This window comes from Winogradskyella sp. 266wxhm (assembly GCF_058964685.1).
On the sequence record NZ_CM179559.1, the window covers coordinates 420,381 to 434,388 of the forward strand.

Annotated in this window: 13 protein-coding genes; 8 read left to right on the forward strand and 5 right to left on the reverse strand. The window is 32.2% G+C overall.

Going from position 1 to position 14,008, the window contains the following annotated elements; translation table 11 throughout:
- The first annotated feature begins 101 nt into the window (after nt 1-101).
- The gene (locus tag AC2H4K_RS02060; RefSeq protein WP_281141166.1) at nt 102-1,748 is read left to right on the forward strand and encodes an ABC transporter substrate-binding protein; all 1,647 of its coding nucleotides are present in this window, start codon (nt 102-104) and stop codon (nt 1,746-1,748) included.
- Nucleotides 1,749-1,828: 80 nt separating this feature from the next.
- On the opposite strand, the gene AC2H4K_RS02065 is transcribed toward AC2H4K_RS02060, so the two are convergent.
- The 4 genes from AC2H4K_RS02065 to AC2H4K_RS02080 form a co-directional block, all read right to left on the reverse strand.
- Complete coding sequence (locus tag AC2H4K_RS02065; RefSeq protein ID WP_281141165.1) at nt 1,829-2,137, reverse strand: hypothetical protein; 309 nt, start codon at nt 2,135-2,137, stop codon at nt 1,829-1,831.
- 41 nt (nt 2,138-2,178) lie between these two features.
- A complete protein-coding gene (locus AC2H4K_RS02070) occupies nt 2,179-3,084 on the reverse strand; it encodes a TolB-like translocation protein (protein WP_281141164.1) in 906 nt (301 codons plus the stop codon).
- Between the two features lie 15 nt (nt 3,085-3,099).
- On the reverse strand, nt 3,100-4,275 hold the full coding sequence (locus AC2H4K_RS02075) for a GlmU family protein (protein ID WP_281141163.1): 1,176 nt from the start codon (nt 4,273-4,275) through the stop codon (nt 3,100-3,102).
- A 117-nt stretch (nt 4,276-4,392) separates the two neighbouring features.
- Entirely contained in the window at nt 4,393-4,644 is a 252-nt protein-coding gene (locus AC2H4K_RS02080; RefSeq protein ID WP_281141162.1) for a type B 50S ribosomal protein L31, read from the reverse strand.
- A 162-nt stretch (nt 4,645-4,806) separates the two neighbouring features.
- Here AC2H4K_RS02080 and AC2H4K_RS02085 point away from each other — a divergent pair, with 162 nt between their 5' ends.
- The 4 genes from AC2H4K_RS02085 (at nt 4,807) to AC2H4K_RS02100 (ending at nt 9,961) form a co-directional block, all read left to right on the forward strand.
- Nucleotides 4,807-5,319, forward strand: a complete 513-nt coding sequence (locus AC2H4K_RS02085) for a DUF4199 domain-containing protein (protein ID WP_281141161.1) — start codon at nt 4,807-4,809, stop codon at nt 5,317-5,319.
- Between the two features lie 56 nt (nt 5,320-5,375).
- On the forward strand, nt 5,376-6,317 hold the full coding sequence (locus AC2H4K_RS02090; protein WP_281141160.1) for a glycosyltransferase family 2 protein: 942 nt from the start codon (nt 5,376-5,378) through the stop codon (nt 6,315-6,317).
- A gap of 89 nt (nt 6,318-6,406) precedes the next feature.
- Nucleotides 6,407-8,134, forward strand: coding sequence for a phospho-sugar mutase (locus AC2H4K_RS02095; RefSeq protein WP_281141159.1), 1,728 nt, complete (start codon nt 6,407-6,409; stop codon nt 8,132-8,134).
- 3 nt (nt 8,135-8,137) lie between these two features.
- On the forward strand, nt 8,138-9,961 hold the full coding sequence (locus AC2H4K_RS02100) for an ABC transporter ATP-binding protein (RefSeq protein ID WP_281141158.1): 1,824 nt from the start codon (nt 8,138-8,140) through the stop codon (nt 9,959-9,961).
- Here the strand turns inward: AC2H4K_RS02100 and AC2H4K_RS02105 are convergent, their stop codons facing one another.
- Entirely contained in the window at nt 9,962-11,995 is a 2,034-nt protein-coding gene (locus AC2H4K_RS02105; RefSeq protein WP_281141157.1) for a phage tail-like protein, read from the reverse strand. It abuts the gene before it with no gap.
- 383 nt (nt 11,996-12,378) lie between these two features.
- On the opposite strand from AC2H4K_RS02105, the gene AC2H4K_RS02110 reads away from it, so the two are divergent.
- From AC2H4K_RS02110 to AC2H4K_RS02120, 3 genes are all read left to right on the forward strand, one after another.
- Nucleotides 12,379-12,921 carry an RNA polymerase sigma factor gene (locus tag AC2H4K_RS02110; RefSeq protein ID WP_281141156.1) on the forward strand — a complete coding sequence of 181 codons (543 nt, stop codon included), beginning with the start codon at nt 12,379-12,381 and terminating at the stop codon, nt 12,919-12,921.
- Nucleotides 12,922-12,991: 70 nt separating this feature from the next.
- Nucleotides 12,992-13,498, forward strand: a complete 507-nt coding sequence (locus tag AC2H4K_RS02115; protein WP_281141155.1) for a hypothetical protein — start codon at nt 12,992-12,994, stop codon at nt 13,496-13,498.
- A 7-nt stretch (nt 13,499-13,505) separates the two neighbouring features.
- Entirely contained in the window at nt 13,506-13,955 is a 450-nt protein-coding gene (locus tag AC2H4K_RS02120; protein ID WP_281141154.1) for a sensor of ECF-type sigma factor, read from the forward strand.
- Nucleotides 13,956-14,008: the final 53 nt, after the last annotated feature.

The following is a 14,008-nucleotide window of genomic DNA, read 5'->3' on the forward strand; positions in this document are numbered from 1 at the left end:
ATCCTGAATTTGTTTCAGGGGCTTTTTAAATTTACCTTTAGCATTTAAAACCAAAAGTACATTTAGTTTTTGTGGCTGCAAATTTACAACATTATACTAATATGCTAAAACTGAATAACTCGTTATTCATATTGATTATAATTCCGTTGTTGCTATGCAATTGCTCATCTAAACGAAAATCTAATCAAGATCATCTCGTCTTTAGATATAATGAACACAAAAATATAGGCTCTTTAGACCCTGCTTTTTCTAAAGACCTTGCCGATATTTGGGCTACACACCAGTTATTTAATGGATTGGTACAAATGGATGACCAACTCAACGTTAAAGCTTGTATTGCAAAAGATTGGACCATTACAGATAGCGCTAAAACATACACTTTTAACCTAAAGAAAGATGTTTATTTCCATAAGCATCAATTGTTTAGCACTTCGACATCGCTCAGTAACCAAGATTCTACAAGAACAGTAAAAGCATCAGACTTTGAATATAGTTTCAACAGATTAAGAGACAAAGCCATTGCTTCTCCTGGAAGCTGGGTTCTCAATAAGGTTGAAAATTTTTATGCGGTAAATGACTCTACATTTCAAATAAAATTAAAACAACCTTTTCCTGCATTTTTAGGGTTGTTAACTATGAAATATTGCTCAGTTGTGCCTAAAGAAATTGTTGAGCATTACGGTAGCGAATTTAGATCTAACCCAATTGGCACTGGTCCTTTTAAATTTAAGCGTTGGGAAGAAAACATAAAACTCGTTTTTAGACGGAATAATAATTATTTTGAAGTAGACAATAATGGCAAACAGTTACCTTACCTCGAAGCCATTGCCATAACATTTCTTCCAGACAAACAAAGTGAGTTTTTACAATTTGCTCAAGGTAATATTGATTTTGTCTCAGGTTTAGATGCTTCATACAAAGACGAAATTTTAACCGCTGAAGGTCAGTTAAGACCTCTTTATGCTGAAGATGTAAATATGATTAGAGGTCCATACTTAAACACTGAGTATTTAGCCTTTTTTATGGAAACTGAAATCTCAGAAATTCAGTCTCAAAAGTTAAGAAAAGCCATAAATTATGGTTTTGACAGAGCAAAAATGATGACATATTTAAGAAACGGGATTGGCATACCTGCTTATGGAGGATTTATCCCAAAAGGACTTCCTGGTTATGACGATTCAATAGGATTTACCTACCAACCTGAAAAAGCAAAGCAATTACTTTTAGAATTTAAAGCTGAAACTGGTATTCAAAATCCTAAAGTCACTTTGACTACAACCAGTAATTACCTTAGCTTTTGTGAATTTATTCAACGTGAAATACAGAAGATTGGAATCAATGTCAATGTAGATGTGATTCCTGCATCGAGTTTAAAAGACGCTAAAGCCAATGGCCAACTCGATTTTTTCAGAGCCAGCTGGATTGCTGATTATCCTGATGCTGAAAACTATTTATCACTTTATTACAGTAAGAATTTTGCTCCAAACGGACCAAATTATACACATTACTCAAACGATACATTCGATAAATTGTATGAAGCCGCTTATCTAGAAACAGACCCCAAAATTAGAGCTCAACTCTATACTAAAATGGATTCGCTGATTATGAGTTCAGCTCCTATTGTACCAATGTTTTATGATGAAGTTGTCCGTTTTACTAGAAAAGAGATAAAGGGTCTTGGGATTAATGCTACTAATTTGTTGGAATTGAAATCAGTTAAAAAAACTACTAATCTTTTATCTGATTGATAATTCTTTCTAAATATTCTTTACCATAGGTTGACACATCTTCATTAAACAACTCGTTTAGACTAAATGATTCAAAATAACTACAACCAACTGCATACGTAAACCAAGCCTTCAGATTTTTTAACTTTATTAATAAGTTTTGCTTCATCTTCCGATAATTCATATTTGTTCAGATCTGTTAGTTTTTCCAATGAAAGAACAGACATATATCTCTCTGCATTATTGTTAGATGATAATTGATTTGAAATCCACTTATAATCTTTATCAATCAATTTTTTGAAATATTTTAATACAGTCTCTGAAGGGCTTCCAGCATAGTTACATGCAAATCCGATAATTTCATCTTGATTTACATCTCTCTGAGCATTAGTATAATTAACCAACGTCATAAAAGTAATTACACAAAAAATTCTGAGAGTAATTTTCATTTTTAAAACTTATTGAAATAGTACAAATCATCACCACCTTCACCTCTTGTTCTTCTTGAAGAAAGATAACCTGTAGTTAAATCGTCATTTAAAAAGAATGAAAAGTCGTCACCAATAGTATTAATTGGGTCATCTAAGCATACTGCTTCTTGATTTTCATCATCAGACTCTAAATCGTACACGTAAATATCCAAACCTCCTTTTCCACCTCTTCTATCAGAAGTGAAATATAATTTGTTATCTGCACTTACAAAAGGGTAGCCTTCAGACCTAGAAGAATTTATTGAATCATTAAGACGCTCTACCTCGCCATAGGTTTCATGGTTAGATACCGATACTTTGTAAAGATCTGACTTTCCTTTTTTACCTTTTAGGTCAGCAAAAAAGTAAAGCGTAGAACCGTCTGGACTCAAAGCTGGATGACCAAAATTATTTTCAGGATTACAAAAAGGTAAAGTTGTGAAGTTTACCCAACCTCTGCCCTCAATATATTCTGCACGTTGAATTATAAGGTTTCGTGTGTTATAGCCTTTAATTTTATTTTCAGCTTTTCTGTCTGCATTAGAGGTAAAATACATGTACTTCCCATCACTTGAAAACGTCGCAATAGACATATTAAATGTTCCTATCTCCATTTTTTCAATAGGTTTTACATTGGTAATTTCACCCTCACCATCAAACTCACCTTCATACAAACCATAAATACTTTGTCCAAAGTTATCTTTAAGCGGTTTTTCTCTTCTATTCACAAGATTTGAGCTAAAGTATATTTTTTGACCAACGACACGCGCAGCAAAGTGATCCAAGTCGTTATTTATCTTAAGCTGTTTTAATTCTACATCTTTACTCTGGGAAAATGTAGAATTTAGGCTAAGCAATACTAATAATAGGGTAAATTTGGTTTTCATGATTCTAAATTATTTCTATTCTCTTCTATATTTTTTAGTTTCTTCGAACACATATTCTAAAATAGCTTTGTCTTTTTCTGAAAACTCTTCATCTCTTCTTGCCATTACCACTTCCGCAACTTCAAAAGCTTTACTGGTCTTGTAAGTGACAAAACCTTTACTTCCTCCCCAAGAAAAACTAGGCACAAAATTGCGTGGAAAACCACTTCCGAATATGTTAGCACTAACACCAACAACTGTACCAGTATTAAACATGGTATTAATTCCACATTTACTGTGGTCTCCCATCATAAGTCCACAAAACTGTAATCCTGTTTTAGCAAAACCTTCGGTTTGATAATCCCAAAGTCTTACTTCAGCATAATTATTTTTAAGATTACTATTATTAGAATCTGCACCAAGATTACACCATTCACCTAAGACAGAATTTCCCAAAAAACCATCATGTCCTTTGTTGGAATATCCGAAAATTACAGAATTATTAACCTCACCACCAACTTTACTGTGAGGACCAATGGTTGTTGGACCATAGATCTTTGCACCCAGTTTTAATGTTGCATGGTCGCACAAAGCAAAAGGGCCTCTAACAATTGAGCCTTCCATAACTTCTGAATCTCTACCAATATAAATTGGACCAGAACTCGCATTGAGAATTGCAAAATTTAGTGTTGCTCCAGGCTCTATAAAAATATCATCAGGATTTATAGTACTTACAGTTGAAGGGATAGGTTGTGACTTTCTACCTTTAGTTATAAGATTAAAATCTTCGGCCAAAGCTTCTCCATTTTTGGCAAAAATATCCCAAGTATGTTCAATTTTAATAATCTCACCATCAAACTCAACAGTTTCAAACTTTGAAAAATCTGTAACCTCTTCTCCTTCCTTAGCAAAAAACGCAATAACATCTTCATCTTTAAACAAAGCTTGGTTTTCTTCAAGACTCTTCACAACTTCAATAACTTCAAGATTTGGAAGAAAAGAAGCATTAATCATAATATTTTCTTCCATTTCAATCATCGGAAACTTATCAGACAAATAATCTTCTGTAACCGTTGTTGTGGTATACTCCAAATACGATTCCCATTTTTGGCGAATAGTTAGTATTCCAACTCTAAGATCTGCAACTGGTCTTGTAAATGTGAATGGCAATAGATTATTGCGATATGGACCATCAAAAAGAATATAATTCATAGTGTGTTTAAAGTTAGAAGTCATTCATGGTTATGATTTCAAAAATAACCTAATTGCCGAAAACAAAAAAGCCTTTCTTTATCAGAAAGGCTTTTTAATATTTTGATATACTTAAGCTTATTTTTTAAACTTTGCGTATTTGTTTTTGAACTTATCAATACGACCAGCTGTATCTACTAATTTAGATTTACCAGTGTAGTAAGGGTGTGATGTTCTAGAGATTTCCAACTTAACTAATGGATATTCTACACCATCAACTTCAATAGTTTCATTTGTATTTGCAGTAGACTTGCTTAAAAATACATCATCGTTAGACATATCTTTGAACGCTACTATTCTATAATTTTCTGGATGTATTCCTGCTTTCATCACTAAATGCTTTAAAATAATTCGATTTTTTCGAGGTGCAAATTTAAGCAAATTTTATTATTGCACAATGTTTTTATAAAATTTTATTTCAATCAATTTAGTGTAACATTTAGTTATCTTTGAATACTAACTAAGCAATTAACTAATTAAATCAACTTTATTATGGAACATCAAACACCTTCAATTAAGCCCATAGCATATACTTATGGATTATACTCAGCTTTACTAAGTATAGCAGGATTAATAATTATGTATGTTGCAAATATGGACAAAAATTGGATTCTATCTTCAATAAGCGTTGTTGTAAGCATATTGATTTTTGTTTACGGTATTAAAGCTTTTAAAACTGCTAACGCCAATATACTCTCGCTAGGACAAGCTATAAAAGTTGGTCTTGCTATTGCTGTTATTGCAGGTGTTATAACCGCTATTTATTCGTATGTGCATTATGAATTTATCTATCCAGAGTTTATAGAAATGCAAAAAGAAACAGCCTACAACCAAATGATTGAACAAAACCCTAACATGACAGATGAACAAATAGAACAAGCTATGAGCATTAGCAACCTTTTTATGAACTCTACATTCTTTAGTCTATCTTCAATTTTAGGGTCTTTAATCTTTGGTCTAATTGTTTCCTTAATTGCTGGATTAATCATGAAAAATGACCGATAAAATCTGCTTAAATAATTTACTTATTTTTGAAGTCTAGAATTTAGACCATTCAAAATATGAATATATCAGTAGTTATACCACTACTTAACGAAGAAGAATCTTTAAAAGAACTACACGATTGGATTGTATCTGTGATGCAATCCAATTCGTTTTCTTATGAAATTATCTTTATTGACGATGGTAGTACTGATGATTCTTGGCAAATTATAACAAAACTTTCAGAAGCTAATCCCAACGTTAAGGGCATTCGTTTTCTGAAAAACTTTGGAAAATCTCAGGCCTTACACGCTGGTTTTGCAAAAGCCGAAGGAAATGTTGTTATAACCATGGATGCCGATTTACAGGATAATCCTGAAGAGATTCCAGAATTGTATCAAATGATTTCAGAAGAGAAATTCGATTTGGTTTCTGGTTGGAAAAAGAAACGTTTCGATTCTTATTTCTCTAAAAATTTACCTTCAAAACTATTTAATTGGGCTGCCAGAAAAACTTCTGGTGTAACGCTTAATGATTTCAATTGTGGTCTTAAAGCCTATAGCAACCAAGTTGTGAAGCATATTGATGTTTATGGAGAAATGCATCGATATATCCCTGTTTTGGCAAAAAATGCTGGGTTTATAAATATTGGTGAAAAGGTCGTAAAACATCAAGCTAGAAAGTATGGCAAAACCAAATTTGGTATGAACCGATTTATAAATGGTTTTTTAGATTTAATCACCATTTGGTTTATTTCTCGTTTTGGTAGACGACCAATGCACTTATTTGGTTCGCTTGGTGTTATAATGTTTATTATTGGTTTCGGCTTTGCTTTTTACTTAGGTGTAGATAAATTGTTTATCAACCCAACAGGAAGACTTATTACTGACCGTCCACAATTCTACATAGCGCTTTCAACCATGATTATAGGTTCTCAATTTTTTATCGCTGGTTTTTTAGGCGAACTCATTTTAAGAACTAAAAGGCAACAACAGCGTTATTTCGTTAAAGAAGAATTTTAACCCGTAAATTTCATCGTATTTTAAAGTGCTGTTACTCATTAGTAACAGCCTAAATGTTTATTTTTGTATAAAACAACAATAATTATATCATGATTCACATAAAACCAGAAATTTTAGAGAGCGTTAATGCATGGTTAACACCTGCTTTTGATAGTGAAACTCAAGAACAAATTAAAAATTTAATTGCATCTAATCCTAAGGAATTAGAAGAGAGCTTTTACAAAAATTTAGAATTTGGAACTGGTGGAATGCGAGGTATCATGGGACTTGGTACAAATCGTATCAATAAATATACATTAGGAAAAAACACGCAAGGCCTTAGTAATTACCTAAATGCATCCTTTCCTAACGAAACTGTGAAAGTAGCTATTGCTTACGATTGCAGACATAATAGTCAGACTTTCGGAAAAGTTGTTGCTGACGTATTTTCTGCAAATGGGATTCAGGTATATTTATTTGAAGATTTAAGACCTACGCCAGAATTATCTTTTGCTTTAAAGCATTTAAATTGCCATTGTGGCATTGTATTGACAGCATCTCATAACCCACCAGAATACAACGGTTATAAAGTGTATTGGCAAGATGGCGGACAATTAGTACCACCACAAGACGGAGAAATTATTGCTGAAATAAATAAATTGGATTATTCTGAGATTAAATTTGAAGCTAATTCAGACCTAATTCAATATATAGGAAAAGATGTAGACGATGTTTTTATTGAAAACTCAATTAAAAATGGAAGTTTTGAAACCTCAAAAGAAGCTAAAGAAAACCTAAATATTGTTTTCACTTCACTTCATGGCACATCAATCATGGCAATCCCAGAAACCTTAAAACGCGCTGGTTACACCAATGTTAATATTGTTGAAGAACAACGTGAGCCAAACGGTAATTTTCCAACCGTGGTTTCTCCAAATCCTGAAGAACCAGAAGCTTTAAAAATGGCTATGGAACTAGCCGAAAAAGTTGATGGAGATATTGTCATTGGTACAGATCCTGACTGTGATCGTTTGGGTGTTGTTGTTCGTAACCTTGAAGGTGAATTGGTGATTCTTAACGGGAATCAAACCATGATTTTAATGACAGATTTCCTTTTAAAACAATGGAAAAAAGAAGGCAAAATTAACGGCAACCAGTTTGTAGGTTCTACAATTGTATCTACTCCAATGATGACCGCTTTAGCAAATGCTTATAATGTTGAATGTAAAATTGGACTTACAGGCTTTAAATGGATTGCCAAAATGATTAAAGATTTCCCTGAGATGGACTTTATCGGAGGTGGTGAAGAAAGCTTTGGTTATATGGTTGGTGATTTTGTAAGAGATAAAGATGCTGTTACTTCTACCCTTTTGGCTTGTGAAATTGCAGCCCAAGCAAAAGCTGAAGGGAAAACATTATATCAAAAATTAATTGACTTATATGTTGAACACGGTTTCTTTAAGGAGCGTTTAATATCTCTTACTAAAAAAGGTATTGAAGGTGCTCAAGAAATAAAACAAATGATGATTGATGCTAGAAATAATCCATTAAAAGAAATTAATGGTGAAAAAGTAGTTCTTATTGAAGATTATCAAACGTCGACTGCAAAAAATCTTCAAACACAAGAAGAGACTGCTATTGATATCCCAAAATCAAACGTTTTAATCTATTATACAGAGGAAGGTAGCAAAATAGCATTAAGACCAAGTGGTACTGAACCAAAAATTAAATTCTATATCAGTGTAAACACAGATCTTGACAATGTGTCTGATTTCGCCAAAACGGAACAAGAATTGGAAAATAAGATTGACGCTATCCTAAAGGATATGAATTTATAGTAAATGAATTATTTTAAGCAAATTATTGGCTTTGCCAAACCATATAAAACCTTTGCAGTTTTAAACATAATAAGTAATATTTTTTACGCTTTATTTGGTACGCTTGCAATGGTATCTCTTTTCCCTATGCTTAATGTTTTATTTGATAAAACAAAGCAAATAAACACAAAGCCAACTTGGGAAGGCATTGGCAAAGTAAAAGATTATCTAGAGAGCTACTTAAACTATTTTGTTACTCAAAAAGCTAATGAAGGCCATGATGATGTTCTTATTTTTATGGTTGTATTAGTGGTCAGTATGTTTTTGCTTAAAAATTTATTTAGCTACTTAGCTATGTACTTTATTACCTTTTTAAGAAACGGTGTTTTAAAGGATATTAGAAATGCACTTTACGATAAAGTTATAGACCTACCAATTGCTTATTTTTCTGAAAAAAGAAAAGGTGACACTATAGCAAGAATAACTACAGATGTCCAAGAAATACAAACGTCATTTCTTTCTATATTAGAATTAATTGTAAGAGAACCTTTGATGATTCTCTTTACGATAATTACAATGTTTTTAATTAGCGCTAAACTTACCTTATTTGTCTTCATTTTTATTCCAGTTTCAGGATTTATTATTTCAAGGATTGGAAAAAGTCTCAAAAAACGATCAGATAGAGTACAAAGTGAACAAGGCCAATTATTATCTATTATTGAAGAAACATTAGGAGGTCTTAAAGTAATAAAAGGGTTTAATTCTCAAAAGATATTTGGAGACAAATTCAAAGAATCCACTGATCGATTTAATAAATTTTCTAACAACCTCCTCCACCGTCAAAATTTAGCTTCTCCTACTAGTGAGTTTTTAGGCATTCTTGTTATCTCTGTACTTTTGTGGTATGGTGGACAAATGGTTTTAAACGATGGTAATCTAGAAGCTGGTTTATTTATAGTATATATGGGATTAGCCTATAACATTCTAACTCCAGCCAAAGCTATAAGTAAAGCCAGCTACAGTGTTAAAAAAGGTAACGCTGCTGCAGAACGTGTTTTAGAAATCTTAAATACAGAATCAACTTTAGCAGACGTACCAAATGCAAAAACAAAAACCGATTTTACATCACAAATTAGCATCGATGATATCTCTTTTAAATACGAAGATGATTTAGTACTTAAAAACTTTTCGCTTACAGTACCTAAAGGAAAAAGTGTTGCATTAGTCGGACAGTCTGGAAGTGGAAAAAGTACGATAGCCAATTTAGTTACACGCTTTTATGATGTTAATAAAGGTGATATCACTATAGATGGTGACAATATAAAAGGTTTAACAAAACACTCTTTAAGAAACCTTATGGGTCTGGTTACCCAAGATTCTATTCTATTTAATGAATCAGTCGCCAATAACCTAAAGATTGGTAAAGAAGATGCTACTGAGTCGGAAATCATTGAAGCTTTAAAAGTGGCCAACGCTTGGGAATTTGTGAAAGACCTTCCTAATGGCATCAATACTAATATAGGTGATGCAGGAGGTAAACTTTCAGGAGGACAAAAGCAGCGCTTAAGTATTGCTCGTGCTGTACTTAAAAATCCACCTATCATGATTTTAGATGAAGCCACTTCCGCTTTAGATACAGAAAGCGAACGTTTAGTGCAAGATGCTTTAGAAAAAATGATGAAAAACAGAACCTCTATTGTTATAGCCCACAGACTTTCTACTATCCAGAATGCAGATTTAATTGTAGTAATGCAAAAAGGTGAAATAGCAGAACAAGGCACACACACCGAACTTATCGCTAAAAATGGAGTTTACAAGAAGCTTGTTGAAATGCAGAGTTTTGAGTAATTAGTTACGTTTGATTTGCTCTATCTCCATGAAAGTCTTTCCTGTAAAAGCATCTATATCAACAGAGTTACTTTCTGCTCTAATCCTAATTTCTACTGTATCACCAGCAGAAAGTGAAGCTATACAATCTACTTGTCTATAAACATCACCAACATTATGATGATTATATGTTGATTCAGAATAAAGATTACCATTTACATATACAGCTATTCCATAATAATTTGTATTGTTTTGAGCACTAGTATGAAACCCAGCGTTTATTCTATAATAACCAGCACTTCCTGAAGTAAATGTATTATTACCAGTATCAAATTCGCCATTGGTATCAAAAACTATAGAATCAAAATATATATTAACCCACGCTGAGCCCGTAGCAGCTTGTGTGTATATACCAGACACATTAACTCTAACCAAGGATAATGAAGAGTTATCATTTTTATTTTGCCAAGTTACATTTCCTGATGCATCTGTTTGCATTATTTGATCATTTGCACCTCTAGATTCTGGTAATATATAATTATCCGTACCATCAGTCCCAACAGAAACTCTCCCTAAAAAATAACCAGAATAACTATTTGATTTTGTAACTTCAGAATAAATCCCATAATGCACTCCCCCTGCAGAAGGATCAAAGTAATTATTGACTCCATATTTATTACCAGTTCCTGTACTAGTTACATTATTATTTAGTCCATAAAAATCTTGAACTCCACCATTCACCACATTAGAAATACCATACATGGTTCCCAAAGAAGAATCAAATTGATTATACGAACCAAATTGATTTCCATTAGCTAGATTATCAAATACTGAAAACGAGCCAAAATTATTAGCACTTGTTGCAATAGTACCTGAAAAATTGTTATCAACTCCTTTAGTCATTAAACTCTCGGTTCCTAAAAACTCATTTTTCACACCTGTCATCTCTAAAGCCGCACCGCTAAATTCATTATGACTACCTATTGCTGAACTTGCACTACTTGATGCCGAAAATGTATTATGAACACCTTTAGCTTCTGTAGAATTAGGCACAGAAATTTCGTTGATTAAACCAAATTTAAGTCCACCACCTGTTTGCATTTGATTTACTATTCCATAATGGGTACCTGTACCTGTATTACCAATAAATTGAAAAATGCCATACTGATTCTGATTAGAATCTCCTACCATAGAAGTAAAAACCCCATAATCTGTTGGACTTAAAGAATTCGATGAATCAAAGCTGTTATATAAACCATATCTATTAGCAGAGTCAGACTGCTCAAAATTGTTGTACACACCTCTTTCATCAAAGGATGAACCATCAAAATTATTATGCAACCCATAGTGGGCTGCACCACCTGTACTTGTAACATCATTGTATATCCCAGTAATTGCTCCAGTTCCTGTTCCGGAGAATATATTATAACTACCATATTTAGAACCAGAACCAGTACCTAATAAGTTGTTATACACACCATAATGAGGATTATTTCCTGTTCCCCCTAATAAGTTAAAGAGCCCTCGTTGCAAATCAGTATTAGCCATATTTCCTGAAATCTCATTATAGATTCCTGACGTCACTCCACTCGTTGCACCATTGAACAGGTTTATAGTTCTAGTATCATTAATTTCACTTATATCCAAATTATAATCAGCTGTATTCTTTCCTATAGCAAGGTTACCCTGAGTATAAATATCATCTGTAATATCTGTCGGAACATTAGTGGTATTTTCTAAGTAAAAGTCTGCATCGTTATTTAATGTCTGTTGAATAGGTATCCATTGCGCGCCATTAAAAAAGTAAAAACCAACACCATTGCCTCCAGTCACAGAAGCATTAGTATTCCAAACTAATAAACCTGTAGCAGGAGAGTTTATTGGGCTTGATAAATTTGTAACATCATTTAAACTTAAACGAGGTACTAAAACACCTTTATCAGAAGAGGAAATATCTAACATTGACGATTCATCTGGATTTGTTGTTCCTACTCCAACCTGACTTAAAACGAAAATTGGAAATAAGAACACAATCATTAGGGAAATATGCTTCATTTTATTAAGAACTTATTAAAAGATAATATTTAAAAATAATAAAATAACTTACCTTTAGAAAAGTAAAACGATATAACAACCAAAAAATCAGAGGAATAAAAGATTAAGAAATAAAAAAAGGATGTATAAGGCATACATCCTTTTCCAAATGTTACCAGATTTGGGGAACTGGTAACCGTTCATAGGTTAAGCTGGGTCAAACATAGAACAAATATTTCTTTTAAACAAGAAAAAAATGCATTTAATCGATATTTTATGCTTTTAATCGAATTTACATATTTTAAATATTTGATTTACAGTCAATTAAAACCAATTCCGTTTTTCGCTTAATTTTCATTTAAACTTTTGGTAATTTCACCTGTCTTACTATTAAAGAAAATTACTTGAATAACGAGTCTGAATTCATATTACGTTTACAAGACCCTAAGTCAAAAGAAGCTGCTTTTAGAGAATTATTACAACTCTATAAGGAGCGCTTATATTGGCATATTAGAAAAATTGTAATTAGCCATGATGATGCAGACGACGTACTTCAAAATACTTTTATCAAAGTATATCGAAATATTGATAAGTTTAAGGGTGAAAGTAAATTATTTTCATGGTTGTACAGGATTGCTACCAATGAATCTATAACGCATTTAAACAAAAACACAAAGCGTTTGAAAATAACTAACAAAGAACATCAATCCAACGCCATTAATAACTTAAAAGCTGACGATTATTTTGAAGGTGATGAAATTCAATTAAAATTACAACAAGCCATTGCTACATTGCCACAAAAACAACAATTGGTATTTAACATGAAATATTTTGAAGATATCAAGTATAAAGAAATGGCTGAAATTTTAGATACCAGTGAAGGAGCTCTGAAAGCTTCTTATCATATTGCAGTAAAAAAAATAGAAGCTTTTTTAACCTCAAATTAAACCAATTCATTAATTTAAGGTCATACGTATAGATAGAAAATTAAAAAAACTGAACCAAGTTCAGCATAAAATGAAAAAGGACAAATTATATAACATAAAGTCTACAGGTTTTAAAACACCTGATAATTATTTTGAAGATTTTGAAAATGTTTTTTTTGAAAATTTAGAATCAAAAACAGCTCTTAAAGATATTGAAGAGACTGGCTTTACTGTTCCTAAAGATTATTTCAATACTGTTGAAAATGATATTTTAAACAAGCTAAAGAATGAAGACAAGCCGGTATTTAGCTTAAAAACAAGAAAGACCTTTTTCTATGTTGCCGGAATAGCTGCCTCTTTAATTTTATTAGTTGCCATATTTTTTAATAACAACAGTGAAAGTGAAGAAGAAATTTCAGTTGATATGGTAGAAAGCTATCTTGAAAACAGAAGTCTAAATAGCTATGAACTTGCTCAACTTTTATACGATGCTGAAGTTTTAGAAGAGGACTTCACAATTATTGAAAGTTATTACGAAGAAGAAAATTTAGAGTCTTATCTCCTAGAGAATTCAGACATTGAAAACATTTTAGAATAAATTGAAAATGAAAAAATTAATCCCATTACTGCTACTATTTATTAGCTTTTCGAGTTTCGCACAACGCAATGGCATTATAAAAGAGCGTATAAAAGCTCAGAAAGTTGCTTTCATTACAGAACAGTTAAGCCTTACGTCTGAAGAAGCTCAAGGATTTTGGCCTATTTATAATGAATTTGAAGAAACAACAGATAAAATAAGATCTCAAGAGCTTAGATCTATAAAAATGCAATTGCGCAGAAATCCTGATTTATCAGATAAGGAAGCTGACGAACTTTTGAAAAAATTAATGAAAGCAGAGAGCGATATGCATACTGCCAAATTGAAACTGGTTACAGATCTTAAATCTGTAATTTCAGCAAAAAAGATTATTAAATTAAAAGCTGCTGAAGACGAGTTTAACAGAAAACTTTTGGATAGACTTAAAGAGTTTAGAGATAAGCGAAACCGAAGATAACTACAAGACTTCATAGATGCAAAACTAGCAGTTTACAAATATAATATCACAAG